Annotated in this window: 28 protein-coding genes and 2 pseudogenes; 25 read left to right on the top strand and 5 right to left on the bottom strand. The window is 67.2% G+C overall.

Features of this window, described 5'->3' with window-relative positions; genetic code table 11:
• Positions 1-193: 193 nt before the first annotated feature.
• Genes metK through U5A89_RS12890 form a run of 3 tightly spaced genes read right to left on the bottom strand, consistent with a single transcriptional unit; the run spans position 194 to position 3714 of the window.
• A complete protein-coding gene (metK, locus tag U5A89_RS12900; RefSeq protein WP_338161488.1) occupies positions 194-1393 on the bottom strand; it encodes a methionine adenosyltransferase in 1200 nt (399 codons plus the stop codon).
• Between the two features lie 57 nt (positions 1394-1450).
• Positions 1451-3070, bottom strand: a complete 1620-nt coding sequence (gene lnt / locus U5A89_RS12895) for an apolipoprotein N-acyltransferase (protein ID WP_338163050.1) — start codon at positions 3068-3070, stop codon at positions 1451-1453.
• A gap of 8 nt (positions 3071-3078) precedes the next feature.
• Positions 3079-3714, bottom strand: coding sequence for a YqaA family protein (locus U5A89_RS12890; protein WP_338161487.1), 636 nt, complete (start codon positions 3712-3714; stop codon positions 3079-3081).
• A gap of 190 nt (positions 3715-3904) precedes the next feature.
• On the opposite strand from U5A89_RS12890, the gene U5A89_RS12885 reads away from it, so the two are divergent.
• From U5A89_RS12885 to U5A89_RS12860, 6 genes are all read left to right on the top strand, one after another.
• Positions 3905-4711, top strand: coding sequence for a hypothetical protein (locus tag U5A89_RS12885; RefSeq protein WP_338163049.1), 807 nt, complete (start codon positions 3905-3907; stop codon positions 4709-4711).
• A 150-nt stretch (positions 4712-4861) separates the two neighbouring features.
• Entirely contained in the window at positions 4862-5473 is a 612-nt protein-coding gene (locus U5A89_RS12880) for a DJ-1/PfpI family protein (RefSeq protein ID WP_338161486.1), read from the top strand.
• Positions 5474-5556: 83 nt separating this feature from the next.
• Positions 5557-6204, top strand: coding sequence for a glutathione S-transferase family protein (locus tag U5A89_RS12875; RefSeq protein WP_338161485.1), 648 nt, complete (start codon positions 5557-5559; stop codon positions 6202-6204).
• 162 nt (positions 6205-6366) lie between these two features.
• The gene (locus U5A89_RS12870; RefSeq protein WP_338161484.1) at positions 6367-6909 is read left to right on the top strand and encodes a hypothetical protein; all 543 of its coding nucleotides are present in this window, start codon (positions 6367-6369) and stop codon (positions 6907-6909) included.
• A 93-nt stretch (positions 6910-7002) separates the two neighbouring features.
• Complete coding sequence (locus U5A89_RS12865) at positions 7003-7290, top strand: hypothetical protein (protein ID WP_338161483.1); 288 nt, start codon at positions 7003-7005, stop codon at positions 7288-7290.
• Positions 7291-7444: 154 nt separating this feature from the next.
• Entirely contained in the window at positions 7445-7774 is a 330-nt protein-coding gene (locus U5A89_RS12860) for a hypothetical protein (RefSeq protein WP_338161482.1), read from the top strand.
• 152 nt (positions 7775-7926) lie between these two features.
• Here U5A89_RS12860 and U5A89_RS12855 read toward each other — a convergent pair whose 3' ends face one another.
• Positions 7927-8601, bottom strand: a complete 675-nt coding sequence (locus U5A89_RS12855) for a hypothetical protein (protein WP_338161481.1) — start codon at positions 8599-8601, stop codon at positions 7927-7929.
• Between the two features lie 177 nt (positions 8602-8778).
• Here U5A89_RS12855 and U5A89_RS12850 point away from each other — a divergent pair.
• The 14 genes and pseudogenes from U5A89_RS12850 (at position 8779) to gp17 (ending at position 20214) form a co-directional block, all read left to right on the top strand.
• Positions 8779-10097, top strand: a pseudogene (locus U5A89_RS12850) (M28 family peptidase).
• Between the two features lie 104 nt (positions 10098-10201).
• The gene (locus tag U5A89_RS12845; RefSeq protein ID WP_338161480.1) at positions 10202-11515 is read left to right on the top strand and encodes a DNA-packaging protein; all 1314 of its coding nucleotides are present in this window, start codon (positions 10202-10204) and stop codon (positions 11513-11515) included.
• A gap of 209 nt (positions 11516-11724) precedes the next feature.
• Entirely contained in the window at positions 11725-12357 is a 633-nt protein-coding gene (locus U5A89_RS12840) for an NAD(P)H-dependent oxidoreductase (protein ID WP_338161479.1), read from the top strand.
• Positions 12358-12426: 69 nt separating this feature from the next.
• Positions 12427-12765 (top strand): hypothetical protein, encoded by a 339-nt coding sequence (locus U5A89_RS12835; protein ID WP_338161478.1) that lies wholly within the window; start codon positions 12427-12429, stop codon positions 12763-12765.
• 105 nt (positions 12766-12870) lie between these two features.
• Positions 12871-13989, top strand: a pseudogene (locus U5A89_RS12830) (phage portal protein); the annotation flags it as partial.
• A gap of 313 nt (positions 13990-14302) precedes the next feature.
• Positions 14303-14617 carry a DUF6127 family protein gene (locus U5A89_RS12825; RefSeq protein ID WP_338163048.1) on the top strand — a complete coding sequence of 105 codons (315 nt, stop codon included), beginning with the start codon at positions 14303-14305 and terminating at the stop codon, positions 14615-14617.
• A gap of 164 nt (positions 14618-14781) precedes the next feature.
• Positions 14782-15213 carry an HK97 family phage prohead protease gene (locus tag U5A89_RS12820; protein WP_338161477.1) on the top strand — a complete coding sequence of 144 codons (432 nt, stop codon included), beginning with the start codon at positions 14782-14784 and terminating at the stop codon, positions 15211-15213.
• A gap of 180 nt (positions 15214-15393) precedes the next feature.
• Positions 15394-16521: a phage major capsid protein gene (locus U5A89_RS12815; protein ID WP_338161476.1), complete on the top strand. Its 1128-nt coding sequence runs from the start codon at positions 15394-15396 to the stop codon at positions 16519-16521.
• Between the two features lie 135 nt (positions 16522-16656).
• Entirely contained in the window at positions 16657-18663 is a 2007-nt protein-coding gene (locus tag U5A89_RS12810) for a tail fiber domain-containing protein (RefSeq protein WP_338161475.1), read from the top strand.
• The gene (locus tag U5A89_RS12805; protein WP_338161474.1) at positions 18626-18814 is read left to right on the top strand and encodes a hypothetical protein; all 189 of its coding nucleotides are present in this window, start codon (positions 18626-18628) and stop codon (positions 18812-18814) included. Before U5A89_RS12810 ends, U5A89_RS12805 begins: the two co-directional genes overlap by 38 nt.
• On the top strand, positions 18811-19089 hold the full coding sequence (locus U5A89_RS12800; RefSeq protein ID WP_338161473.1) for a phage fiber-tail adaptor protein: 279 nt from the start codon (positions 18811-18813) through the stop codon (positions 19087-19089). Before U5A89_RS12805 ends, U5A89_RS12800 begins: the two co-directional genes overlap by 4 nt.
• Positions 19090-19091: 2 nt before the next feature.
• On the top strand, positions 19092-19625 hold the full coding sequence (locus tag U5A89_RS12795) for a head-tail connector protein (RefSeq protein ID WP_338161472.1): 534 nt from the start codon (positions 19092-19094) through the stop codon (positions 19623-19625).
• Positions 19622-19813 (top strand): hypothetical protein, encoded by a 192-nt coding sequence (locus U5A89_RS12790; RefSeq protein ID WP_338161471.1) that lies wholly within the window; start codon positions 19622-19624, stop codon positions 19811-19813. The genes U5A89_RS12795 and U5A89_RS12790 overlap by 4 nt, the downstream gene beginning before the upstream one ends.
• Positions 19810-20214 (top strand): tail completion protein gp17, encoded by a 405-nt coding sequence (gp17, locus tag U5A89_RS12785; RefSeq protein WP_338161470.1) that lies wholly within the window; start codon positions 19810-19812, stop codon positions 20212-20214. Before U5A89_RS12790 ends, gp17 begins: the two co-directional genes overlap by 4 nt.
• Before the next feature lie 196 nt (positions 20215-20410).
• Here the strand turns inward: gp17 and U5A89_RS12780 are convergent, their stop codons facing one another.
• Positions 20411-20788 (bottom strand): hypothetical protein, encoded by a 378-nt coding sequence (locus tag U5A89_RS12780; protein ID WP_445190656.1) that lies wholly within the window; start codon positions 20786-20788, stop codon positions 20411-20413.
• A gap of 83 nt (positions 20789-20871) precedes the next feature.
• Between U5A89_RS12780 and U5A89_RS12775 the strand changes: the two genes are divergently transcribed.
• The 5 genes from U5A89_RS12775 to U5A89_RS12755 all read left to right on the top strand — a co-directional run bounded on the left by U5A89_RS12775 (position 20872) and on the right by U5A89_RS12755 (position 24778).
• The gene (locus U5A89_RS12775) at positions 20872-21279 is read left to right on the top strand and encodes a phage major tail protein, TP901-1 family (protein ID WP_338161469.1); all 408 of its coding nucleotides are present in this window, start codon (positions 20872-20874) and stop codon (positions 21277-21279) included.
• Entirely contained in the window at positions 21276-21587 is a 312-nt protein-coding gene (locus tag U5A89_RS12770; protein ID WP_338161468.1) for a gene transfer agent family protein, read from the top strand. Before U5A89_RS12775 ends, U5A89_RS12770 begins: the two co-directional genes overlap by 4 nt.
• A complete protein-coding gene (locus U5A89_RS12765; protein WP_338161467.1) occupies positions 21584-21781 on the top strand; it encodes a phage tail assembly chaperone in 198 nt (65 codons plus the stop codon). The genes U5A89_RS12770 and U5A89_RS12765 overlap by 4 nt, the downstream gene beginning before the upstream one ends.
• A gap of 112 nt (positions 21782-21893) precedes the next feature.
• Positions 21894-22451, top strand: a complete 558-nt coding sequence (locus U5A89_RS12760; protein WP_338161466.1) for a tail tape measure protein — start codon at positions 21894-21896, stop codon at positions 22449-22451.
• Positions 22448-24778, top strand: coding sequence for a DUF2460 domain-containing protein (locus U5A89_RS12755; protein ID WP_338161465.1), 2331 nt, complete (start codon positions 22448-22450; stop codon positions 24776-24778). The genes U5A89_RS12760 and U5A89_RS12755 overlap by 4 nt, the downstream gene beginning before the upstream one ends.
• Position 24779 lies beyond the last annotated feature (1 nt).

The raw sequence follows: 24779 nt of genomic DNA, 5'->3' as shown, positions 1-24779 counted from the left end.
CTGTATGCGCCGGGACGGGGCGCTTTCCTAATGAACTTTTTGTCATGTTCGGGGATGGGGTGGGGGCATGAGAAAGGGCGCCCAGGCTGGTGCTTGGGCGCCCTTTTTGTTGGTGCGGACTTGCCCACCCCGCTGCGACTAACGCGCTTTGCGCGTAAGTCTCGCTGCCCCTCCCGCTTGCGGGAGGGGTGGGTTAGGCCAGGGCGGCCTTGAGCTGATCGACCAGGTCGGTCTTTTCCCAGGGGAAATAGTCGCCGTCGGGGGTGCGGCCGAAATGGCCGTAGGCGGCGGTCTTCTGGTAGATGGGCTTGTTGAGGCCCAGATGGGTGCGGATGCCCTTAGGGGTCAGGCGGACGAGAGTCGGCAGGACCGCTTCGATCGCGGACGCTTCGACCGTGCCGGTGCCGTGCAGATCGACATAGAGCGAGAGCGGTTCGGCGACGCCGATCGCGTAGCTCAGCTGGATCGTGCAGCGACGGGCGAGACCGGCGGCGACGATGTTCTTTGCAAGGTAGCGGGTGATGTAGGCGGCCGAACGGTCGACCTTGGTCGGGTCTTTGCCGCTGAACGCGCCGCCGCCATGGGGCGACGCGCCGCCATAAGTGTCCACGATGATCTTGCGGCCGGTCAGGCCAGCGTCGCCGTCGGGGCCGCCGATTTCGAACAGGCCGGTCGGGTTGACGTAGATGGCTTCGTCGCCGGGCAGCCAGCCTTCGGGCAGGATGTCGGCCATGACGCCCTTGACGTAATCGCGCAGCTTGGCGCGGCTTCCGTCATTGTCCATGTCCTTGGCGTGCTGGGTCGAGACGACCAGCGCGGTGGCGCGGACCGGCTTTTCGTTGACATATTCCAGCGTCACCTGGCTCTTGGCGTCGGGTTCCAGGAAGTCCACGACCTTGCCATGGCGGTCGGCGGCCATGCGTTCCAGGATCTTGTGGCTGTAATAAAGGGTGGCGGGCATGAGGTCGGGGGTTTCGTCCGACGCATAGCCGAACATGATGCCCTGATCGCCGGCGCCTTCATCCTTGTTGCCGCTTTCATCGACGCCCTGGGCGATGTGGGCGGACTGGCCGTGGAGGTTGTTTTCGAAGCGGAAGGTCTGCCAGTGGAAGCCGTCCTGCTCGTAACCGATGCGCTTGACCGTTTCGCGGACGGTGGCTTCGATTTCTTCCTGCGCGCCGGGCGCCCAGGCGCCATTTTCATAGACGCCCTTGCAGCGGATTTCGCCGGCCAGGACGACCAGTTGGGTCGTCGTCAGCGTTTCGCAGGCGATGCGGGCTTCGGGGTCTTTCGACAGGAACAGATCGACGATCGAGTCGGAAATCTGGTCAGCGACCTTGTCGGGATGGCCTTCGGACACGGATTCCGAGGTGAAGAGGAATTGGTTACGCATAGGACTCCCGTAAGATGCTGACGGACGAAAGGACATAAAGAAAACTTTATGTGCCTATTAGCTTTTGCCTCGACGCGACGCAAGGGCCGCGCCCAACAGGATGAGCATCAGCAGGCCGGGGGCCCAATTGCCCAGCCGCGCAAACAGCGTGGGAGGGAGCGCGGAGGGCAGGCCGGAATCGAGGAAACCGGCGCGATTGAGGCCGAGCGCGTGAACGACCTGACCGCGGGCGTCGATGATCGCGGAGACGCCGGTGGGGGTGGAGCGGATGATGGGGATGCCTTCCTCCATCGCGCGCAGGCGGGCTTGGGCGAGATGCTGGACCGGTCCCCAACTGCCGAACCAGGCGTCGTTGGACGGGTTGAAGAGGAAGGCGGGGCGGTTGGCGGCGTCGACCACATGGCCCGAGAAGATGATCTCGTAACAGATCTGCACGCCCATCTTGAGCGCCGGGCGGCCCAGCGTGGCGGGCAGGGGCAGGCTTTGCGGGCCGGGGCCAGGCCAGAAATCGGCGTCGCCCGGCACGAGGCGGGAAAGGCCCAGCGGCTGGAGGAAGGCGCGCATCGGCAGATATTCGCCATAGGGGACCAGATGCGCCTTGTCATAGCGGCCGAGCAGACGAGCGTCGGGGGTGACGATGAAGAGGCTGTTGTTGGCGCCCGCCAGCTTGGTTTCGCCAAAGCGGCTTTCGGGATCGGGTTTGAAATAGACTTTGGTTGCGCCGGTCATCAGCAGGTCGCCGGGGCTGAGCAGGTTGGCGAGGCGGGTGCGCCATTCGGGTTCGAGGTCGAGATAGGCGGGGATGGCGGCTTCGGGCCAGAAGATGAGGCGCGGGGCGGGGCGGGGCGTGCCGGACAGGGTGGCGAGGGTGCGGAAATGCGCCTGTTCCAGTTGCGGCGAGTATTTTTCGTCCTGGCCGATATTGGGTTGGACCACGCGGATGCGCGGGGCGCCGGGCGGGGTCTGGGGCGCGGGAGAGAGGATGCCCCAGAGGGCGAGGGCGGCCAGCGGGGCGGCGATCGTGGCGGCGAGGCGGAACTGGCGGCGCAGCGCGAGCAGGAGGGCGGCGGCGGCGAGGATGGTGAGCGCGCCCAGGCCGTAGGTGCCGATCAGGGTGGCTGCGATGGCCATGCCGGTAGGGAGGAGCGTGACGCCGAGCGGGTTCCAGGCGAAGCCGGTGAAGAGGGTGGCGCGGAGATATTCGGTGGCGAGCCAGGTGGCGGCTAGGAGGAGGGGGAGGAATATCGGCGCAGCGTGTTCCCGCGAAGGCGGGAACCCAGTCGAGGCGGCGGGGCTGGGCTCCCGCCTTCGCGGGAGCACCGGGTGACGGGATAGCCACCATGCGCCCAGGGTCGCCAGGCCGGGATAGACCGCCAGATAGAGCGACAGCAGGATTACCGCGCCATAGCCGAACCAGTGCGGCATCGAGTCCTGGAAGGTGAAGGCGTGGGCGATCCAGTTGAGGCCGCAAGTGAAATGGCCCAGGCCGAACAGCCAGCCGCGGGTGAAGGCGGCGCGGCGGTCGGGGGCGTGTTCGATCAGGACGATCAGGATTGCGAGGCAGGCGAGGGTGAGCGGCCAGAGGTCGAGCGGGGCGAAGCCGGTGGCGGAGACGAACCCGGCCAGCAGGGCGACCAGTTTGGGGCGGGTGGACAGGATGGCGAGTAGCGCGCGCATGGGCGTGGTCAGCGGATCGTCGCCATGGTGGCGTGGCTGCATTTATCGTCCTTCTTGCCGCCGCCGGTCAGCATCGAGGCTGCAAGGAAGCCGCCGACGATGAGGACGAGGAACAGGGCGGAGAGCCAGGCGAGATATTTTTCGATGAACGCCTTGATAGGCCGTCCGAATTTCCAGAACAGGAAGCCGACCAACATGAACTGAAAGGCGCGGCTGACGATGCTGGCCCACAGGAAGGTGAAGAGCGGCAGGCCGATAAAGCCTGCCGTGATGGTAATCAGCTTGAACGGGATGGGCGTCGCGCCCTTGATCAGGATGATTTCCGCCCCGTAATCGCGCAGATAGCAGGCCGCGACCGGGAATTTGGCGGCGAGGCCGAGGGCTTCGAGGATCTGCTGGCCGACGGCTTCATAGAGGAAGTGGCCGATGCCATAGCCGAGCATTCCGCCCAATACGGACGCCAGCGTGCAGATGAAACCGAAGCGGATCGCCTTGTCCGGGCGGGCCAGGCACATAAGGCCCAGCAGCGGGTGCGGCGGGATCGGGAAGAAGCTCGATTCCATGAAGCTGATGGCGAAAAGCCAGCGTTCGGCGTGGCGATGCGCCGCCTTGGCCAGGGTCCATTGGTAGAGCCGCGTGAGCATGGGCGCGACCTAGCCGAGATCGTTTCGGGTCGCCAGCGGTTTTGCTGGTGTTTGCGCCTCCGCGCTAAAGCCCTACGGCGTTGACTGTGTCGCGCCGTCTGGGCATGACCCGCAAAACTATCCGGACCGGTCGTCGCATTTGAATATCCCCACCATTCCCTGGGCCAAGGTGCGGCAGCGCGCGGGCGGCATGGCGTTCGCGCTGGTGCTGAACCTGTTGCTGCTGCTGGCGCTGTTCACCCTGTCGCCGAACATGGAGCCGCCCAAGCAGGACGACCGCCTGCCGGTGACGTTCGACGTGGAAACGGGCAAGCAGACCGAGCAGGCGCAGGCCAAGGCCGAGAAGGCGGAAAAGCGCGAGCAGACCAACGCTGCGCCGCAGAAACAGGCCGATCCGGTGGTGCGCCCGCCGGTGCCCGTGGAAAAACCCGCCGAGCAGTCGCCATCGCCCTTTCCGTTCCTGACGCTCAATCGCGAGCAGATGGCGTCGGCCGATATCGGCAACATGCCCAAGGGGGCGCAGGGCGGCGGAGCGGGCAAGGGCGACAGCGCGGCGGTGGCCGGGCCGGGCGAAGGGCCGGGCGGCGTGCAATTGTTCGAGGCGGAATGGTATCGGCGGCCGACTCATGCGGAACTGTCGACCTATCTGCCCAATAATGCGCCGCCGCGCGGCTATGGCCTGGTCGCGTGCAAGACGATCGACCATTATCATGTCGAGAACTGCCAGATATTGGGCGAATCGCCGATGGGGTCGGGCTTTGCCAAGGCGGTCAGGCTTGCGGCGTGGCAATTCCTGGTGCGGCCGCCGCGCGTCAACGGCAAGCCGATGGTGGGCAGCTGGGTGCGGATACGGATCGACTATACGCGCACGATGGTGCCGGGCGGGGCTGGGCCGGAGCCGGACGCCGGGGCCGGAGATGAGGACGGGGCTGGATCGAGGTCCGAACGGCCGGAGCCCAAGAGGCTGGGGCCGGGGGTGTCCGGGCCGCAATTCTGACCATAGCCAATTGCGCGCGAGCGGATCGTGCGGTGGGCTGTCCCATCCTTTATGGATGTAGTCATTGCGAGCGCAGCGAAGCAATCCACTGGCGCGCCCTGGATTGCTTCGCTGCGCTCGCAATGACGAAGGCTTTTAGAAGAGGCGGCGATGCGGGTTGCGGTTTTGACGTTCGATGGGTTCAACGAGTTGGACAGTTTCGTCGCGCTGGCGCTGCTCAACCGGGTGCCGGGTTGGCGGGCGGCGATGTGCGGGCCGGGCGAGCGGTTAACGTCGATGAACGGCGTGCGGGTGGATGTGCAGCAACCGCTTGAATTTGCGACGGAGGCGGATGTCGTGCTGATCGGCAGCGGGGTGCGGACGCGGGAGGTGGCGGCGGATGCGGGGGTGATGGCGCGGATCAGGCTGTACCCCGATCGGCAGATCATCGGGGCGCAATGTTCGGGCGCGCTGATCCTGGCGCGGCTGGGGCTGATCGGCGACCTGCCTGCCTGCACCGACATGACCAGCAAGCCCTGGGTGATCGAGGCGGGCGTGCGGGTGATCGACGCGCCGTTCGTGGCGCATGGCCGGGTCGCGACCGCCGGGGGATGTATGGCGGCCCATTATCTGAGCGCCTGGGCGATTGCGATGGGGGCGGGCGTCGGCGCGGCGCGAAACGTGATCGACTATGTCGCGCCGGTGGGGGAGAAGGCCGACACCGTGGCGCGGGTGATGGGGGTGATCGCGCCGTTCCTGCCGGTTGCGGCGGCAGCGGCTTAAAAATAGTTGCATTTTAATACTGAATTGGCATCGTGCCGATCCTGAACCAACCGGCCCGACCTGACGACAGGAGCAAGACAGCAATGATCATTCATGGTGCGCGGCCATCACCCTTTGTGCGCAAGGTCATCGTCTTTGCCGCGGAAAAGGGGATCGATGTCGAGGTGCAGACGGCGGGGTTCGGCCGGGGTGCGGAGGGCTATATGAAAGGGTCGCCCTTCGGCAAGATTCCGGTGCTGGAGGATGGCGATTTCCTGTTGTGCAATTCGACCGCGATCGTCACCTATATGGATGCCCTGCATCCCGGCGAGGAGATGATCCCGGCCGACCCCAGGGCGCGGGCGCGGACGATATGGTATGAGGAATTTGGCGACACGGTGGTGCAGGCGGCGGGGCAGAAGATCTTTTTCAACCGCGCGGTCGCCAAGGCGATGAAGCGGGAGCCGGACCTGGCGGCGGCGGACCGGGCGGAGGTCGAGGATATGCCGAAACTCTATGATTATCTGGAGAGCGTGCTGCCGATGAGTGGCTGGCTGGTGGCGGATCGCTTTACATTGGCAGATCTGGCGGCGGCCTGCCCGATCATCAATATCGGTTATGTGTCGGACCAGCTGACGGCTGAGCGCTGGCCCAGAGTCGCGGCGTGGCTGGACCGGGTGAAGGCGCGGTCGAGCGTAGCGGATGCTTTGGCGGCGGAAGCGCCGCTAATTCAGGGTTTGCTGAATAAATAACCTATCTGGAACATTTTGATTGACATCGTCACGCTGATCTGGCAGAGATTGGCACAGTGGAAAAATGTAAGTCGCCAACGCGGTGATGGCGCGGCGACGATAAGGGGCTGGTCCGAAAGGATCGGCCCTTTTGCTTGGGGGCTTTGGTCGGGGGATCGGGGAATGGCGAATGCGGGGGTGGGGGCTGGCACGGCTCTGGTGACGCGGCGGCAGCATGTGGGCGGGATGGCGCGAGCGCAAAAGGCAAAGGCGCGCGCGGATGGCTGGACGAAGAAGACGGAGAAGCTGTTTCTGGAGACGCTGGCGGAGACGTGCAATGTGAGCGAGGCGGCGCGGGTGGCGGGCGCATGCCGGGCAAGCGCCTATCGACGGCGGCGGGCGGATGCGGGCTTTGCCGATGCGTGGGACGAGGCGCTGGACGTGGGCTATGCCGAGATCGAGGCGTTGCTGATGCGCGAAGTCCTGTTCGGCAGCGAGGTGGAGGAATTGACGCTGGACGGCGAGGGCGCGGTCAAGGGGCGCAAGGTCAAGCGCACGCGCAACCTGACGGTGGCGTTGCGGCTGCTGACGCTGCACCGCGACCGGATGGAGAAGCGCCGTGCCGCGCAGATGGATGCCGGGCGGCCCGATAGTCCCGATGCGATCGCGCGGGTGGCCGATGTGCTGGGGGCGATCCGAAAGCGACGGGCCGAGACGGGGACGTGAGCGGGTAGCCTATTGTTGCGAGCGTTTCTCAACCGGAACAAACTGTTGCTAAGCCCGTTCGACCGATCACCAAAATGGTGGAGGAGAGAGCAGATGGTTGAAGTCCGTAACGATCCCTATGGCGATCGCGTTGTCGTCAAGAAAAGCGGCGCCGGGCGCACGGTCGCGATCATCGTGGTCCTGGCGTTGGTCGTGGTCGGCGTGCTGTTCGCGACCGGTTTCTGGAAGGCGGATGTGACCGGCGGCGACGTGCCCGAAGTCAGCGTCAAGGGCGGATCGCTGCCCAAGGTCGACGTCGATTCCAAGGCGGTCGTGGTGGGCACCAAGACCGAAGAGGTCGAAGTGCCGACCGTCGGCGTCAAGGATAATGGCGAGAAGTAAGCGCGCCTTAGCTGATACGTTATGAAGACCCTCCATGTGCGACATGGGGGGTCTTTTTTGTCGGGGCGGATCGGCCTGTATCGGGTCGGACGGCCATTGCCTTGTCGCGGCGAGGCGCGCAAACGGGCGGTTCGAGACGATAGGGAGATGCAGGATGCGACGGTTGATGATGCTGGGCCTGATCGGCGCGCTGGCGGCTTGCGGCGATGGCGGGGACGGCGATCGGGCGGCGGCGGGCAATGTGCAGGCGCCGGAAAGTGGCGCGGCGTTGCAGGTGGCGAAGCTGGACGAGACGTTGCGCAACGGCGTGTTCGAAAAGGCGATCCGCGCGAGCGGGGCGGCCTGCCCCAGCGTGACGGAGTTGGCCCGGGCGGAGATCAGCCATGGCGTGCGCGGTTGGAAAGCGCAGTGCAGCAATGACAGCGCGCATCTGATCCAGATTTTAAGCGACGGCACGGCGAAGGTAACGAGCCGGACTTATTGAGGGGTTTCGCGGGCGGGGCTGTGATAGGCTCCGTGGCGCGTGGCGCTGCGGTTTCCTGACGCGGCTTTGGGATGGAGTCTCGTGAGTTGATTCAAGACACCCTGGACCCCGGCTTTCGCCGGGGAACAGTATAGTGTTGTGTGGTTTGGCTGTTAGTTGGCTTTCACTTCCAGCGTGGGATCGACCAGCGAGGCCTTGGTCACGACCGGCTTGGCGGGCGCGGCGGGTGCGATGGCGGGCGCTGCGGCCGGGATGGCGGCAGGCGCGGCCGGAGCGGCGGCGAAGGCGACGCTGATGTCTTCGTCGAGGAAGGCGGTGACGGGTGCGCCGAGCGGGATGCGGGCGCTGGTGCCGGTGGTGATGAAGCCTGCAATCGGCACGAAGGCGATGGCGGCGACGACACCGGCGGTGCCGGTCGTGCCCTTGTCATCGAAGCTGCCGGTCAGGCGAATCTGATTACCATTGGCGCGGACGTAGAGGACGCGGCCAGTGATATGGCCGGACTTGCCCCACATGCCCTTGTTGCGGACGTCGGTGATTTCGCCAGTCACCGGGCTGCCTGCGGGGATGACGGTTTGGCCGTTCAGCGATACCGCTTCTGCTACTTGCAGCTGGACGCGCTGGCCCACGCGCAGCTTCTTGCCTTCGGTGGTCAGCGGTTCGGCCATGGTAAGCGGGATTTGCGTGCCTGCACGCAGGACGTTGCCGCCCGACGATGTAATGATGGTGGCGACCGGCGCAGCCGGTGCAGCCGTCACCTGCGCAACGACGGATGGCGCGCAGGTGCAGGCTAAGGCGCCCAAAAGGGCGCTGGCGACGAATTTCATATGATGAACCCCCAACGTATAAAGACTCAGCTCGCCCCCGAGCTGGCAACTATAATGGTGCCTTTGGACGAGGTCGGTCGTCAAGGGAATAAGGGTTTGATCTATAGTGACTTCTATTGTGCAGGTGCGAGGGATTTCGCAGCTTTACAGTCGTATGACGGCTGTTAGACCGGGGGGATGACAAAGATGATCCCGTTCGCTGCGGCCTGTGCGCTGCTTCCTTTCGTCGCCGGGTCGGCCGCTGCGCAGACGGGGGCGCCTGATCCGGGGCGGTTGAAGGGGACGGTGGAGAAGCTGGTCGGTTTCGGGACGCGGCATACATTGTCGTCGGCGACGGACCCCAAGCGCGGGATCGGCGCGGCGCGGCGGTGGGGGGCGGCGGAATTCGGGAAGATTTCCAAGGGCTGCGGCGGGTGTCTGAGCGTCGAGACGATCGCGGACCGCTTTACCGGGCCGCGCGCGCCGGACGGGGTCGAGGTGGTCGACGTGCTGGCGATCCAGAAGGGGACCGGTGATCCGAACCAGGTGGTGATCGTCGCGGGGCATATCGATAGCCGCGTGACCGATGTCATGAACGTGACCAGCGATGCGCCGGGCGCGAACGACAATGCGTCGGGCACGGCCTTGGTGATCGAGGCGGCGCGGGTGCTGGCGGGGAAAAGTTTAACGGCACGATCGTCTATGCGCTGCTGTCCGGCGAGGAACAGGGGCTGTGGGGCGCGAAGCTGCTCGCTGCAACGGCCAAGGCGCGCGGGTGGCAGGTGCGGGCAATGCTGAACAACGATATCGTCGGTAATATAGTGGGCCAGAACGGCCAGATCGTCGCGAACCGCGTGCGGGTGTTTTCCGAAGGGATACGCTTTGCCGACGATGCCAAGGCCAATGCGACGCGCCGCGCGATCGGCGGCGAGGATGACGGGCCGTCGCGGGCGCTGGCGAAGAGGATCGACGGGATTGCGCAGGGTAATCCGCAGATCGGGCTGGACGTGTTCGCGGTGCGGCGCTTCGACCGGTTCGGGCGGGGCGGGGATCATTCGCCGTTCCTGGAACTGGGCTTTCCGGCGGTGCGCTTTTCGGTGGGGATCGAAAATTACGACCGGCAGCATCAGGATCTGCGGACCGAAAACGGGCGTGTCTATGGCGATACGGTCGAGGGCATGGATTTTCCCTATCTGGCGAAGGTGACGGCGCTCAATGTCGCGGCGCTGCGGCAGTTGGCGGATGCGCCGGGGGCGCCGGGGAGCGTGTCTTTGGATGGCGCGCTGTCGATGGATACGCGGGTATTCTGGGACGCGGTGCCGGGCGCGGCGGGGTATAAGGTCTATTGGCGGCGGGCGGATGCGCAGGATTGGACGGATAGCCGCGTCGTGACCGGGGGGACCGAGGTGGTGCTGAAAGATATCGTGGTCGATGATCATTTTATCGGGGTGGCGGCTGTGGCGAAGGATGGGGCCGAGAGTTTGGTGACATTCGGGGGGATGGCGGCGCGGAAATAGGATGGGTTCGCGCGGACGCGCAAAGGCGCGGAGACGCGGAGATTTTTGGAAAGGCCGCCTTCGGGCGGCCTTTTGCGTTTGGCGCCGGTTTTTGGGGGAGGGCGATGCTGGTTTCGGATCAGGAATGGCTGGCCGGGGAAGATCGCCGGGCCAGGGCGGCGATGTTGAAGCGGCTGGACCAGGGGGCGGCGGAGCGGCTGGCGCATGAGTGGCGTTATCTGGCGCGGTCGGCGCAGCTGCCGCCCGATGGCGACTGGCGCATCTGGCTGATGATGGCGGGCCGCGGCTTTGGCAAGACGCGGGCCGGGGCGGAATGGGTGCGCATGATCGCCGAGGCCGATCCGCAGGCGCGGATCGCGCTGGTGGGCGCGACGCTGGGCGAGGCGCGCAGCGTGATGGTGGAGGGGGTGTCGGGGCTGTTGTCGGTCGCGCCGTGGTGGAACAGGCCGGCCTATGCGCCCGCGCTGCGGCGGCTGACCTGGCCCAATGGCGCGATGGCGACTTTGTTTGGCGCGGCGGAGCCGGAGGGGCTGCGCGGGCCGCAGTTCAGCCATGGCTGGGCCGACGAGATCGCCAAATGGGCGGGCGGCGAGGCGGCCTGGCATAATCTGATGATGGGATTGCGATTGGGCGCGCGGCCGCAACTGCTGGCGACGACGACGCCGCGCCCGGTGCCGCTGGTGCGGAGCCTGGTGGCGCGCGACGGTGATGACGTTGTGGTGACGCGGGGGCGGACGGAAGAGAATGCGGCGCATCTGGCGGCGGGCTTCGTGGCGGCAATGGCGGCCAGCTATGGCGGCACGCGGCTGGGGCGGCAGGAACTGGACGGCGAACTGATCGAGGAGGTGGAGGGCGCGCTGTGGTCGCGCGACCTGATCGAGCGGTGCCGGGTGGCGCATGTGCCGGGCGTGCTGACGCGCGTGGTGGTGGCGGTCGATCCGCCTGCGTCCGCTGGCGGTGACGCATGCGGAATCGTGGTGGCCGGGACGGGTGGCGACGGGTGCGCTTATGTGATCGCAGACGCCAGCGTGGGCGGGCAATCGCCCGAAGGCTGGGCGCGGGCGGTCGCGGCCGCCGCGCTGGTGCATGGCGCGGACCGGGTGGTGGCCGAAGCGAATAATGGCGGGGCGATGGTGGAAAGCGTGCTGCGCGCGGCGGAGGAGAAGATGCCGGTGAAGCTGGTTCACGCATCGCGGGGGAAAGCGGCGCGGGCCGAGCCGGTGGCGGCTTTATATGAGGCGGGGCGGGTGATGCATCGCGGGGCGTTTCCCGAGCTGGAGGACCAGATGTGCGGGTTGATCGCGGGGGGCGGCTATGTCGGGCCGGGGCGGTCGCCGGATCGGGCCGATGCGCTGGTGTGGGCTTTGAGCGAGTTGATGCTGGGGAAGCGGGGCGAGGCGCGGGTGCGGGGGATGTGAGGGGGAAATGCGCGCGGCGTTGCGCCATTCCCCTCCACCATTGGCTTCGCGAACGGTCCCCCTCCCCACGCTGTGCGCGGGGAGGATTGGGGGGCTGGTTGCGAAATTAGTTTTGATAGGAAACCTTCAATTTCCGGTGCGAGCCTTTTACATGGGGGCGTCACGCGCCGCGCCTATGGGCGGCGCATCATTATCCAGAGGATATTTCCATGCTGATCGACCGATTGCACTGGCGCTATGCCACCAAGAAGATGAACCCGGACAAGGCGGTGCCGGACGAAAAGGTGGCGCGCATAGTGGAGGCGGTGCGGTTGGCGCCGACGTCGAGCGGGTTGCAGCCGTTCGCGTTGATCGTGGTGACCAACAGGGATGTGCGCGAAAAAATCCGGGCGATCGCGTGGGACCAGGCGCAGGTGGTGGATGCGTCGCATCTGGTCGTCTTTGCGGCGTGGGACGATTATACCGCCGATCGGATCAACCATATGTTCGACCTGGTCAATGCCGAGCGCGGGGTCCGCAACGAAGGGTTCGAGGCCTATCGTCAGCAATTGCTGGGCAGCTATCCGCAGCGTGACGCGCAGACCAATTTCGAGCATGCCGCGCGGCAGGCCTATATCGGCCTGGGCATCGGGCTGACGGCGGCGGCGTTCGAGGAAGTGGACGCGACGCCGATGGAGGGGTTCGACCCCGATGCGCTGGACGCGATCCTGGATTTGCGGGCGCGCGGTTTGCGATCCGTGGCGATCATGCCGTTGGGCTATCGCGCCGATGCGGGCGACTGGCTGGTCGATCAGAAGAAGGTGCGGCGGCCGGTCGAAGATTTCGTTTCGCGGGTGGACTGACAGGCGGAACCCGCGCGCGGGCCGGTTCGTTTTCGCGCCATCTGAATAGGACAAGATGGAGTGCGTGTGATGAAGATGGCCATGATGTTGGCGGCGGTCGTCGGACTGTCCGTGGCGGCCTCACCGGTGCTGGCGGCCAGCCTGAACAGCAAGGACCGCGCGCGGGTGGCGCGGGCTGCGCCGCGGGATCGCGACGATGTGCGCTATTGCCTGTTGCAGGGCAAGAAGGGGCGCGACAAGGGCACGGTGATCGGCGCGGCCGGTGGTGCGGGCGTCGGCTTGCTGGCGGGTGGCAGCCTGGGCGAGACGTTGCTGGGCGCGGGCGCCGGCGCGGTCGCGGGCCGGGTGATCGGCAAGAGCGAGGGCACCAATTCGACCTGCGATCGGGTGCTGGCGCGCAATAGATAGGGCGGGGTAAGACCCCCTCTCCCAGTTTCGGTAGGCGGCTTGCGCCGCCAACCTTCACTAGCCCTCTCCCCACGGGGAGAGGGTTTTTGCGTTTGGGGATGGGCGATGAAATGGTTCGGGACGAAAGCGGCGCAGGCGGATGCGCGGCCGGTGTTGGCGCGGGCGTGGGGGACCGGGGCGGTGGCGCTGGGGGAGTGGCCCGCCAGTTACGAGGCGCAGTTGCGCGCGGGGGTAATGGGCAATGCCATTGCGCAGCGGGCGATGCGGCTGGTGTCCGAGGGGGCGGGGGCGACCGTGTTGAAGGTGCGCGGGATCGCGGAGGCTGGCCGCGTGCTGGCGCTGGTGGGGCGGGCTTCGGCGGGGCAGGGGCTGGTGGAGACGCTGGCCTGCCATCTGCTGCTGCACGGCAATGCCTATGTCCAGGTGATCGCTGGGGCGGACGGGATGCCCGCCGAACTGTTCGCGCTGCGGCCCGAGCGGGTGAGCGTGGAGGCCGATGCGCGCGGGTGGCCCGCGGCCTATCTCTATCGCGTGGGGGAAAGCGTGACGCGCCTGTCGCCGCAGGACGGGGCGGGGCGGACGGGCGTGCTGCATATCAAGGCGCTGCATCCGCTGGACGATCATTATGGGTTGGGCTGCACCGGCGCGGCGGCGGGCGCGGTGGCGATCCACAATGCGGCGACCGTGTGGAACAAGGCGTTGCTGGACAATGCGGCGCGGCCCAGCGGGGCGATGGTCTATGATCCCGACGACGGATCGGTGCTCAGCCCCGAACAGTTCGAGCGGGTAAAGCGCGAGATGGAGGTGGCCTTTGCGGGCGCCGCGAATGCGGGACGCCCGATGCTGCTGGAAGGCGGGCTGCGCTGGCAGTCGATGAGCCTGACCCCGGCGGAGATGGATTTCGTGGGGCTGAAGGCGGCGGCGGCGCGGGAGATTGCGCTGGCGTTCGGCGTGCCGCCGATGCTGATGGGGCTGCCCGGCGACAATAGCTACGCCAATTATCGCGAGGCGAACAAGGCGCTGTGGCGGCAGACGATCCTGCCGCTGGTGGCGAAGATTGCGGGCGCGCTGGCACAGGGGCTGGACGATTGGTGGCCGGAGCTGGGGATTGAGGCGGATCTGGATGCGGTGCCGGCCTTGTCGGACGAGCGGGCGGCCCTGTGGGAGCGGGTGGCGGCGGCGGATTTCCTTTCTGCGGAGGAGAAGAAGGCGATGTTGGGGATTGAGGCGCGCGCGGAGGCGCGGAGAAGACAGAGTGATGAGGGCGCCTTTGGCGGCTTCGTTTTGCTCCGCGTTCTCCGCGGCTCCGCGCGAAAATCCTCTATTCCGGCGGGCGGGCCAGGCTGTCTAGGCGGCAGAAGCCGCCGTCGGCGATCCAGCGGCCGCCCTGCATCAGGCAGTCGCCCGCGCGGAACAGGTGGAAATGCCAGGCTAGGGCGCCGAGCATCACCAGGATGAGCAGGATCAGGATTTTGCGATGGGTGCGCTGCATGGGCGCCAGATAGGCGCAGGCGTGCGCGAAGGGAAGGAGGCGGGGATGAAAGAGGAGATGCTGGCGCGGTTGGTGGCGCAGGCGCAGGGCGGGCCGGGCGCTGCCGACATGGTGACGATCCGTGCGCTGATCGAGGAGGCGAGCGAACTGGGCGCGGGGCGGGCGCTGGAGCGGCTGGGGCTGGCGGACCGGCGGGCGGAGGCCGACATGCGGGAGCTGCGCGAATTGCTGTCCGCCTGGCGCGACGCGAAGAAGGCGGCGCGCGGGGCGGTGATCGGCTGGGCCGTGCGGATCGCCATGGCGCTGCTGCTGTTGGGGATCGCGGTGAAGGTGGGGTTGCTGGGGCTGGTGCGGACATGACTTGTGCCGTCATTCCGCCCTGGGCGGCCTGCAAACGGCACTTTCCTGCGCTTCCGGTGCTCACGTGCATCAAGCACGCTGCGCGCCGGTTCTCGAAAAGCACCATTTTCGGCTCACCCTGAGCGGAATGACGACGCAAATCGGCGAATGTGAAAGGCGTGAGGATGAAAAGCGATGTGCGCTTTGCCGGTTATGCGGCGATTTTCGACCGGGTGGACCGGGGCGGGGATGTGGTGCGGGCGGGGGCGTTCGGCGCGATCGACGCGGGCGGCGTGCCGCTGTTGTGGCAGCATGGGCCGGGCAGCGTGATCGGCGTGGTCGAGGCGGCGCGGGAGGACAAGCGAGGGCTGCGCGTGATCGGACGCGTGTCGCGGCGGACGGCGGCTGGGCGGGAGGCGGCAGCGGCTTTGGCGACGGGCGCGCTGGACGGGCTGTCGTTCGGCTATCGCGTGCGGCAGGCGCGCGGGAAGGGGCCGCGGGAGTTGCTGGGGCTGGAACTGGTGGAGGTGAGTTTGGTGACGCATCCGATGCAGGATCTGGCGCGAGTGGTGGCGGTGGAGGGGCAGGGCTGTGCCCCCTCATCCGAGTTCGCCTAAGCCTTGCGGGCTAAGGCTGCGTATCCTTCTCCCCCAAGGGGGAAGGAAGGGAGGGGCGCTGCTCCCCCTGCAATTTCGCCTAACCGGCTGGGCCGGTAAGGCTTCATATTCTCTCTCCGGAAAGGGGCGAGGATTTTTCAGGGCGGTCCGTTTGGGGCCGCCTTTTTTGTGGAGACGGGCATGACGGATCAGGTGACGGACGCATTGGAAGCCAGCTTCGATGCGGTTTTGCAGGGGGAGCGGATCGATGGATTGGAGGGGGAGATTGCGGCGTTGAAGGGGGCTTTGTTGGCGCAGCAGCGGCCTGCGCTGGATGGAGTCAAGGGTGGCGCGGTCGATCCGGCGCGGGCGGCTTTTGTGGACCGCTATTTGCGACAGGGGCATGAGGCCGGGGTGGAGCTGAAGAGCTTTTCCGGAGCGTCGGGTGGCGCGGGCGGTTATGCGGTGCCGCGCGAGATCGACCAGTTGATCGGGTCGACGCTCAAGGCCATTTCGCCGATCCGATCGATCGCCAATGTCGTGCGCACCGGGACGGCGGGATACCGCAAGCTGGTGACGGCGGGCGGGATCGTGTCGGGGTGGGCGAGCGAGACGGGCGCGCGAACCGAGACGGGGACGCCGGTCTTCAATGAGATCGCGCCGCCATCGGGTGAATTGTTCGCCAATCCGGCGGCGTCGCAGGCTATGCTGGACGATGCGCAGTTCGATGTCGAAGCCTGGCTGGCGAGCGAGATTGCGCGCGAGTTCGCCAATGCGGAGGGGGCGGCCTTCGTCAACGGCAATGGGACCAACAAGCCCAAGGGCTTTTTGACCTATGCGACCACCAACGAGGCGGACGGCGTGCGCGCCTTTGGTTCGCTGCAATATGTGGCGGCGGGGGCGGCGGGCGGCTTTGCCGCGTCGAACCCGCAGGACAGGCTGATCGACCTGGTGCAGAGTCTGCGCGCGCCGTATCGCCAGGGGGCGAGCTTCGTCATGAACAGCGCCACGCTGGCGGCGGTGCGCAAGATGAAGACGAGCGACGGCGCATTCATCTGGCAGCCGGGTCTGGCCGGTGGGCAGCCTGCGACGCTGCTGGGCTATCCGGTGGTCGAGGCGGAGGATATGCCCGATATCGCCGCGAACAGCCTGTCGATCGCGTTCGGCAATTTCCAGGCGGGCTATGTCATCGCCGAACGGAGCGAGACGAGCATCCTGCGCGATCCTTTCAGCAACAAGCCGTTCGTGCATTTCTATGCGGTCAAGCGGATCGGCGGGACCGTGGCGAATAGCGAGGCGATTAAATTGATGAAGTTTTCGGCTTCGTAAGGTGATGGGGGCGTTGGTCCCCCTCATCCAACTTCGCCTAAGCCCTTTGGGCTAAGGCTGCGTATCCTTCTCCCCCTGGGGAGAAGGTTTGGGGGAGGCTTTTGCCTTCCCCTTTTTTGTTTCTAGGGGGCGGGTGTGGCGATCACGATGTGGGAGATGGCGGACCTGGTGCGGGAGGTCTGTTTTGAGGCGGGGGACGGGCCGCTGGCGCTGGGCGGGCCGATGCCGGGTTATCGCGGCTTTGCCGCGACGCTGAGTGCGGGGGCGCGCTTTCCCTATGTCATCCAGGGGGTGACCGAAGCGGCGCAATGGGAAGCGGGGACCGGCACGATCGATGAGGCGGGGCGGCTGGTGCGGACGCCGCATGCGTCTTCGGCCGGTGGGGCGGCGGTCGATTTTGCGGCGGGCGAGAAGCATGTCGGGCTGGCGCTGCACGCCGACTGGGTCGCGCGGGTCGAGGGCCATGGTCATGACGTCGCGGCGATCGACGGGCTGGCGGCGGCGCTGGCGGGGCGGCAGGCGGCGAGTAGCGATCTGAGCGCGATCGCGGCGCTGGCGACGACCGGGTTCGGGCGCGGCACGCTGACGCTGGGCGATGCGGCGGCGTTCCGATCCTATATCGGGGCGGGTACGTCTTCGGCGAGCGGCACGGTGACGGCGGTCGCGGCGGGCGCAGGCATGGATTTCGCCGCGATCGGTGGTGCGGGCAGCGTCGTGATGGGGACGCCGTCGAGCGTCACCCTGGCGTCGGCCAATGGCGTGGCGAGCGGAACGCACAGCCATGCCTTTGCGCCGGGCGGGAGCAGCGCGCAATATCTGCGCGGCGACGGGTCGCTGGCGACTTTTCCCACCGGAGGCGCGCTGAGCCGGGTGAATGACGCCAATGTGACGCTGACGCTGGGTGGGGGCGCGACCAATGCGTTGCTCAATCCCGCGTCGATCACGGTGGGGTGGTCGGGGCTGCTGGCGGTGCCGCGGGGCGGGACCGGGGCGGCGAGCCTGACCGGCTATGTGAAGGGCAATGGCGCGGCGGCGATGAGCGCCAGCACGACGATCCCGGCGAGCGATATCAGCGGCCTGGGCACGATGGCGGCGCAGAATGCCGGTGCGGTGGCGATCAGCGGTGGATCGGCGACGCTGGGGTCGTTCAGCCTGTCCCCGGCTTCGGGTGCGGCCAGCGCGGCGATCAGCGCGGCGAACGGCCAGAGCGCGAGCCTGTCGCTGGGCACGGCGGGCGTGGAGATGTGGCGGTTCGAGCGTACGGCGACGGCCAATAGCGGTGGCAATGCTGGGTCCGATTTGGCGCTGCGCCGGATGGACGATAGCGGTGCTCTGCTGGGCACGGCGATGAGCGTGTCGCGCTCGACCGGCACGGTGTCGGTCAATGCGTTGAGCAGTCCGACCATCATCAGCAACAGCACGATCGCCACGCCGATTGCGGCCTATCGGACAAGCAGCGCCAATAATTGCGGCTATGTTGCGCAGACGACGGCGGGGTCGATCTATTTCGGCAATGCGGATGGCAGCAAATTCGCCGTCGGGCCGAGCAACAATCTGGCGACCAATCCCTATCTGTCGGCCAGCGCGACCATGTGCACCATCGGCGCCACGGTCGAAACCACGTTTGCCGGGCCGGGGCGGCCATTGACGGACAATGCGATCGGCTGGGGCAGCGCGGCGTTTCGCTGGGCCACCATCTATGCAGGAAGCGGGACGATCAACACGTCCGACGCGCGCGCCAAATGCGATGTCGGGGCGGTGGACGACGCCTTGATCGAGGCATGGGGCGATGTCGGCTGGCAGCGCTATCGCTTCGTCGAGGCGGTGGCGGAGAAGGGCGATGCGGCGCGCTGGCATATCGGGCTGGTGGCGCAGCAGGTGCGCGACGCGATCGACGCGCGGCAGGGCGAGGGCGCGGCGGTGCGATGGGGGCTGATCTGTCACGATCGCTGGGATGCCGCGCCGGAGGAGCGCGCCGAAGATGGCACGCTGGTGCGGGCGGCGCGGGCGGCCGGGGACCGGTGGGGGCTGCGCTATGACGAATGTTTCGCGCTGGAAGCGCTGTGGCAGCGGCGGGCGATCGCGGCGATGGCCGCGCGCCTGGATGCACTGGACGCGGGAGGTGGCGATGCTGGCGGGTGAGGCGATCGGCGGGCGGCCGCTGGGCGATGGGCGCGTGGCGGTAGCGCAGGGGCCGTGGGGTTGGGGCGTGCGGCCAGGGCATGGCGCGCGTGTGGCGGCGCGGGACGGGGCGATGCGGCCCGAGGCAGTGAGGGGGAGCAAGATCCGATGAGCCTATATGTGAAAGACCCGCAGGCGCGGGTGGATCATGCGATCGACTGGTCCGCCTATCTGGCTGGGCAGAGCCTGGTGGCGAGCCAATGGACCGTGTCGCCGCAGGAAATGGGCGGCGTGGTGGTGGAAGGCGCGGCGTTCCAGGCGCAGCGCAGCAGCGCGCGGCTGAGCGGTGGCGTGGCGGGGCGCGTCTATCGGCTGACCAACCGGGTGACCCTGTCCGACGGGCAGGTGGACGAGCGGTCGGTGACGATGCGGGTGGAGGAGCGCTGATAATGGTGGAGGAACCCGAGAGCGGCGGGCTGGCGGCATCGCTGGCGGAGTTGAAGGCCTATTTGCGGATCGAGACGGAGGGGGAGGATGCGGTGCTGGCCGGGTTGCTGCGCAGCGCGGCGGCGCTGTGCGAGCAGTTTACCGGGCAATGGCTGATCCAGCGCGTGGCGCAGGAGAAGATTGCGGGCGGCGGTGGCTGGCAGCGATTGTCGGCGCGGCCGGTGGCGATGATCGAGGCAGTCGAGGCGATCGATGCCCAGGGGGTGGCGCATGTTCTGCCGCTGGATGCCTATGCGATCGATATCGATGCGGCGGGCGACGGGTGGGTGCGATCGACCCGGGCGGGCGATCACCGACGATTGCAGGTGCGTTACCGGGCGGGGCTGGCGGCGGAGATGAACGGCCTGCCCGAAGCGCTGCGGCAGGGGATCGTGCGGCTGGCGGCGGAGCATTTCGCGGCGCGGGGTGGCGAGAGCGCGCCACCGGCGGTGGTGCGCGCTTTGTGGCGGCCGTTCCGGCGGATGCGGCTGGCATGAAGGCGGCGCTGGCGGCGCTGCTGGAAGCGCGGGCGGCGCGGCGACGGGCGTGGATCGTTGCGGCGCTGGACGAGATTGGCGTGGTGGCAGCAATCGAGGGCGAGGTGGTCCGGGCGTCGGCGCCGGGGCTGGGGCGGCGCTGGTGGCGCGACCTGGCGCTGCGCGATGCGGGGAGGGGCGGGCTATGAGCGCGGAAGTGGCGGCAAGGGCGGCGGTGATCGCGGCGTTGCGGGCGGACGGGGCGCTGATGGGCGGGCTGAACGGTCTGTTCGATGGCGAACCGGGACGGGCGAGTGCGTCCTATGGGCATGTCGGCGAGGCGATCGGTTCGGATTGGGGCGGCAAGGATGTCGCGGGGCGCGAGGTGCGGCTGACCATCGGTTTGCGGGTGGCGGACGAGACGCCGGGGCGGCTGGCGGGGATGATCGGGCGGATCGACCCGGCGATCGGGCAGGCGCAACCGCAGGATGGGTGGCGGATCGTGACCGCGCGGCTGGTGCGGTCGCGGGTCGCGCGGGACGAGGGGCGGGCGCCGACCGGATGGCGGGCGGTGATCGATTATCGGTTGCGGGTGGTTTGGGAGGGGTAGGTTGGGGCTTTCGCTGTGGCGATGGCGGCGCGCGAATTCGGGGCGGGACTGGGTTCCCGCCTGCGCGGGAACACGGTTTTTTTGTGGTGGGCGCGGTGCGCGGGGGCTGCCCCCTCTCAACTTCGGCTAGGCAGCAAGCTGCTGAGCCTTCGTATCTCTCCCCAAGGGGAGAGAGAGGGGGCAGTGAGAAATCCAGTCAGTTGGATTGGCTGTTCTCTTCATATTCGCTGCTGATCTTGTCGACATATTCGGCGATCTGATCGTCGGCGTCCGAGTTGGCGGCGGCGTCGGACATTTTGTCGCCCTTGTCCGATGCGACGATGGCGGCGCGGAAGGCGGCTTCCTTGTCGGCGCAGGCTTTGCGCATGGTGGATTTGAAATCAGCCGACGACAATTTCTTGTCGAGCGCGGGCTGGATCTGGGCGCTGAGGCATTTGGAAAAATCCCGGCGTCCGGTGCCGACGGGGTCGGCGGACGGGGCGGCGGCCAGCATCATTACGAGCGAAGCGGCAACAATCATGACATCCTCTCCATAGGCGGCGTCCCGCCGCTGCAACCGGTTGGTGGAAACCAAGCCGAGTCTTCTGTTTTTTCGCGATTTTCCGGGTGGTGGCGGGGTGCCTCCGACGTCGGTGTCGCTGTGAGGGAGAATGCGCCATGGGCGTCGAAAAGGGAAGTGCATTTCTGTTGAAGGTGGGCGATGGCAACACGCCCGCAACATATGCGACGGTGGCGGGCATGCGCACCACGCAGCTGTCGGTGAATGGCGAGGCGGTGAACATCACCAGCAAGGATTCGGGCGGCTGGCGCGAATTGCTGTCGGGGGCGGGCGTGCGATCGGTCAGCGTGTCGGCGGCGGGGCTGTTCACCGGTTCCGCGGCGGAAGTGCGCATCCGCAACCATGCGCTGTCGGGGACGATCGACCAATATGAACTGAGTTTCGAAAGCGGCGAGCGGATGCGCGGGCGGTTCCTGGTCACGCGGCTGGACTATGCCGGGGATTATAATGGCGAGCGCAATTATGCGCTGAGCCTGGAAAGCTCCGGCGCGGTGGTGAGCGAATGAGTGGCGCGGCGAACGCCGAGCGCGGCGAGGCGGCGCTGATGCTGGGGGGCGAGACGCTGACGCTGCGGCCGAGTTTCGCGGCGCTGGTGGCGGCCGAGGCGGAATTGGGGCCGCTGTTCGCGCTGGTGGAGCGGGCGGCGGACGGGAAGCTGTCGCTGGCCGATCTGGTGGCTTTGTTCTGGCATTGCCTGGTGGATCGCGACGCGGTGAGCCGCGAGGCGCTGGGCGAGGCAGTGATCGCGGTCGGGCTGGCGCGGGTGACGCCGGTGCTCAAGGCGATCCTGCAGCAGATATTGGCGGGGAAATGACGCGCTTTGCCGAAGCGGCCGGGCGGTTGGCGGGGGTGGCCGGGTGGCTGCTGGGCTGGCGGCCGGACGAGTTCTGGCGCGCGACCCCGGCGGAACTGGCGGCGGTTCTGCGCGCGGCGCGGGGGGAGGTGGCGGCCGGGGATGGCGTGGATGGCGGGGAGTTGGCGCGGTTGATGAGGGTGATGCCGGATTAGGTCTGGCGTGGATGCCCCCTCTTCCAACTTCGCCTAAGCCCGGGCTGCGCCGGGCAAGGCTTCATATCCTTCTCCCCCGCGGGGAGAAGGTTGTTTTTGTCAGGAGGCGCTGATGGACGAGGATGTCGAAACGCTGGTGGTGCGGGTGCGGGCGGATCGCCAAGGGCTCAGCCGCGATGTGGAGGCGATGCGGGCGGGGCTGGAAGGGCCGCTGGGCGATGGCGCGGAGCGGGCGGGACGGCGGATCGAGCAGGGGCTGATGCGCGCGGTGCGGACCGGCAAGTTCGGGTTCGAGGATCTGCGGCGGATTGCGCTGAGCGTACTGGACGAAATTGCGGCCAGTGCGCTGCGCTCGGCGATCGGGGGCGGGCGTAGCGGCGATGGTGGGCTGGCGAGCCTGGGCGCGTCGTTGCTGACGTCTGCGCTGGGGCTGCCGGGGCGGGCGACCGGCGGGCCGGTGGCGCCGGGGCGGGCCTATATGGTCGGCGAGCGCGGACCGGAAATGTTCGTGCCGACCAGCAGCGGACAGGTGGTGGCGCATGGCGGCGGCGCGCGCGACGTGCGGGTCAATATCGCGATCAGCGGGCGGGGCGGCGAGAGCGAACCGCGGCTGCTGGCGCGCAGCGCGCGGCAGGTGGCGCGGGCGGTTAAGGGGGCGCTGAACGGATGAGCGGGATCGATTACTGGCTGGCGGATCGAAGGCGCGGGCAGGAGACACGGTTCGTCAAACGCTTTGCCGCGACGCACTGGACCGTCAATTTTCCGCGACCGATGATGGCGAGCGTGGTGACGAGTGCGCCCGACGCCGTGCGGGTGGATGCGGTGTTCTATGGGTCCGGCGATCTGGCGGGGCTGATCTGGGAAGCGGAGGATTTGTGGAGCCATCCGCTGCTGGCCTATGAGACGCGGCGGGATTTTCGCGATTCTACGCTGTCGTTCCGCTGGCGCAGCGGGGGCTTGCGCAAGCTGGACGAGACGCACGGGCCGACGCTGACGATCGAAGGGCGGGATGCGGCAGGCAATCCTCGCGCCTGGTATGTGCGGTTGTGGAATTATGCGAGCGGTGCGCCGGAAGATGCTGAGATAAAATTGGATTTTTCGGCGTTGGAGGGTGGTTATCTGCTGCCGGACGAGCGCGATCCGGTGTGGGCGGGGGATGTGGACCGGATGTTCGTGTCGCTGGTGCCGCCGGATTATGATGAGGGGGACACGCCCTTCGCCGCGGCGGTCGAGGGCTGGGCGGAACTGAGCGCCATCGCCTGCGACGGGGCGGGGTCGGTATTGGCGATCGGTGATGTCATGGTGCCGGAACACGGGCTATCGATGGCGACGGGCTATGACGATTGTTTCAACCAGACGCCCGAGCGGGTGGTGAGCGCGATCCATGCGCTTGGCTATCGCGGGGCGATCAACCATTATGTGGGGATGAGCCATTATTTCCGGCTCGAACGTCTGGGCGAAGGGCTTTACGTCAGCCTGGCGGGGGGCGTGCTGAACGCGCCCTGTGCGGCGTGGCATCGCGACTTTGCGGCGCGGGCCAAGGCGTTGGGGCTGGGGGTTATCTGGTCGCTTTCCTACGAACTGTTCGATGCGCATTGCTGGAACGACTGGAAGCAGCGGGCGGAAAATGGCGATCCGGCGCTGACCGGATGGGTGCCGCCGTCCACGTTGCTGTCGCCTGCGCATAGCGGGGCGATGGGCTATTTGCAGCAGGTGGCGGGCGCATTTGTTTCCATAGGGTTGGAGGCGGAATTGCCGATCCTGTTTCAGGTCGGTGAACCCTGGTGGTGGGTGATCCCGGCGGACGGGCGGATCTGCATCTATGACGATGCGGCGCGGGCGGCGTTGGGCGGCAGTCCGGTTTCCATAGCGAGCATCTGGGCCGTGTCGGATGCGGCGCAGCGCGATCTGCTGGATGCGGCGGGGGCTTTGCTGGCGGCGTCGACGGCGGCGCTGTGCGCGACGGTGAAGGCGACCGCGCCGGGGGTGGTGACGCATTTGCTGGCCTATCTGCCGACCATACTCGATCCCCGTGCGCCCGAAGCCAAGCGGGCGAACATGCCGGTGGGCTGGGCTTCGCCTGCCTTCGACGTGTTGCAGCTGGAGGATTATGACTGGGTGACCGAGGGGCGGCCGAGCCTGACCGCGCGGGGTATCGCTTTGGCGACCGAACGGCTGGGCTATCCGGTGGAGGAGCAGCATTATCTGTCCGGCTTCGTGTTGCTGCCGGAACAGGCGGGGCAATGGCGGGAGATTGCGGCGGCGGCGCAGGCGTCGATCGCGCGGGGGACCGCACAAACATACCTATGGGCCTTGCCGCAAGTGTGCCGCGACGGTTTTACCTGCTTCAGGATCGATGGGGAGGATGATGTGCAAGCCTTTGACGATATAGTCTTTCCGATCGCGATCGGGCGCGAAACGAGCCTGTCGCCGAGCTTTTCAACGCAGATCGTCGAAAGCCCCTCCGGCCATGAAAGGCGCAGCAGCGACTGGGCGGATGCGCGGCTCTCCTTCGATGCCGGGCCGGGGGTGCGATCGGAGGGGGACATCGCCGCGCTGATCGCCTTTTTCAGGGCGCGGCGCGGGGCAGCGCGGGGGTTTCGCTTCACCGATCCCTATGACGATCGCAGCGGCGCGCCGGGCGTTGCGCCATCGCCGATCGACCAAAGGCTTGGCGTAGGGGACGGGGTGACGGCCGGGTTCCAGCTGATGCGCTATTATGGCGCGGGCGACGATGCGCAGGCGCGGGTGATCACCCGGCCGGTGGCGGGCAGCATTCGCGTGGCAGCGGACGGTGTCGAACTGCATGACGGATGGAGTCATGCGGGGCTGGGCATGATCGCGTTCGACAGCGCGCCAGCGGCGGGCGTGGTGTTGAGTGCGGGCTATCGGTTCGATGTGCCGGTGCGCTTTGCCGAGGATCGGCTGGATATCAACCGCGCGACCTTTGCCGCGGGGGAAGCGCCGTCGGTGCCGCTGGTGGAGATACGCGAATGAG

It is taken from the genome of Sphingobium sp. HWE2-09 (assembly GCF_035989265.1).
Taxonomy (GTDB): Bacteria; Pseudomonadota; Alphaproteobacteria; order Sphingomonadales; family Sphingomonadaceae; genus Sphingobium.
This window is presented reverse-complemented; position numbering and strand designations above follow the sequence as displayed.

Excerpts from the sequence above, each read along its gene's own strand:
- U5A89_RS12770 (WP_338161468.1), top strand. The coding sequence starts at position 21,276 with ATGAGTGGCGCGGCGAACGCCGAGCGCGGCGAGGCGGCGCTGATGCTG.
- U5A89_RS12835 (WP_338161478.1), top strand. The coding sequence starts at position 12,427 with ATGAAGATGGCCATGATGTTGGCGGCGGTCGTCGGACTGTCCGTGGCG.
- U5A89_RS12795 (WP_338161472.1), top strand. The coding sequence starts at position 19,092 with ATGGTGGAGGAACCCGAGAGCGGCGGGCTGGCGGCATCGCTGGCGGAG.
- U5A89_RS12855 (WP_338161481.1), bottom strand. The coding sequence starts at position 8,601 with ATGAAATTCGTCGCCAGCGCCCTTTTGGGCGCCTTAGCCTGCACCTGC.
- gp17 (WP_338161470.1), top strand. The coding sequence starts at position 19,810 with ATGAGCGCGGAAGTGGCGGCAAGGGCGGCGGTGATCGCGGCGTTGCGG.
- U5A89_RS12820 (WP_338161477.1), top strand. The coding sequence starts at position 14,782 with ATGAAAAGCGATGTGCGCTTTGCCGGTTATGCGGCGATTTTCGACCGG.
- U5A89_RS12775 (WP_338161469.1), top strand. The coding sequence starts at position 20,872 with ATGGGCGTCGAAAAGGGAAGTGCATTTCTGTTGAAGGTGGGCGATGGC.
- U5A89_RS12765 (WP_338161467.1), top strand. The coding sequence starts at position 21,584 with ATGACGCGCTTTGCCGAAGCGGCCGGGCGGTTGGCGGGGGTGGCCGGG.
- lnt (WP_338163050.1), bottom strand. The coding sequence starts at position 3,070 with ATGCGCGCGCTACTCGCCATCCTGTCCACCCGCCCCAAACTGGTCGCC.
- U5A89_RS12825 (WP_338163048.1), top strand. The coding sequence starts at position 14,303 with ATGAAAGAGGAGATGCTGGCGCGGTTGGTGGCGCAGGCGCAGGGCGGG.
- U5A89_RS12840 (WP_338161479.1), top strand. The coding sequence starts at position 11,725 with ATGCTGATCGACCGATTGCACTGGCGCTATGCCACCAAGAAGATGAAC.
- U5A89_RS12790 (WP_338161471.1), top strand. The coding sequence starts at position 19,622 with ATGAAGGCGGCGCTGGCGGCGCTGCTGGAAGCGCGGGCGGCGCGGCGA.
- U5A89_RS12890 (WP_338161487.1), bottom strand. The coding sequence starts at position 3,714 with ATGCTCACGCGGCTCTACCAATGGACCCTGGCCAAGGCGGCGCATCGC.
- U5A89_RS12755 (WP_338161465.1), top strand. The coding sequence starts at position 22,448 with ATGAGCGGGATCGATTACTGGCTGGCGGATCGAAGGCGCGGGCAGGAG.
- U5A89_RS12760 (WP_338161466.1), top strand. The coding sequence starts at position 21,894 with ATGGACGAGGATGTCGAAACGCTGGTGGTGCGGGTGCGGGCGGATCGC.
- U5A89_RS12805 (WP_338161474.1), top strand. The coding sequence starts at position 18,626 with ATGCACTGGACGCGGGAGGTGGCGATGCTGGCGGGTGAGGCGATCGGC.
- metK (WP_338161488.1), bottom strand. The coding sequence starts at position 1,393 with ATGCGTAACCAATTCCTCTTCACCTCGGAATCCGTGTCCGAAGGCCAT.
- U5A89_RS12815 (WP_338161476.1), top strand. The coding sequence starts at position 15,394 with ATGACGGATCAGGTGACGGACGCATTGGAAGCCAGCTTCGATGCGGTT.
- U5A89_RS12880 (WP_338161486.1), top strand. The coding sequence starts at position 4,862 with ATGCGGGTTGCGGTTTTGACGTTCGATGGGTTCAACGAGTTGGACAGT.
- U5A89_RS12865 (WP_338161483.1), top strand. The coding sequence starts at position 7,003 with ATGGTTGAAGTCCGTAACGATCCCTATGGCGATCGCGTTGTCGTCAAG.
- U5A89_RS12875 (WP_338161485.1), top strand. The coding sequence starts at position 5,557 with ATGATCATTCATGGTGCGCGGCCATCACCCTTTGTGCGCAAGGTCATC.
- U5A89_RS12845 (WP_338161480.1), top strand. The coding sequence starts at position 10,202 with ATGCTGGTTTCGGATCAGGAATGGCTGGCCGGGGAAGATCGCCGGGCC.
- U5A89_RS12870 (WP_338161484.1), top strand. The coding sequence starts at position 6,367 with ATGGCGAATGCGGGGGTGGGGGCTGGCACGGCTCTGGTGACGCGGCGG.
- U5A89_RS12800 (WP_338161473.1), top strand. The coding sequence starts at position 18,811 with ATGAGCCTATATGTGAAAGACCCGCAGGCGCGGGTGGATCATGCGATC.
- U5A89_RS12860 (WP_338161482.1), top strand. The coding sequence starts at position 7,445 with ATGCGACGGTTGATGATGCTGGGCCTGATCGGCGCGCTGGCGGCTTGC.
- U5A89_RS12885 (WP_338163049.1), top strand. The coding sequence starts at position 3,905 with ATGGCGTTCGCGCTGGTGCTGAACCTGTTGCTGCTGCTGGCGCTGTTC.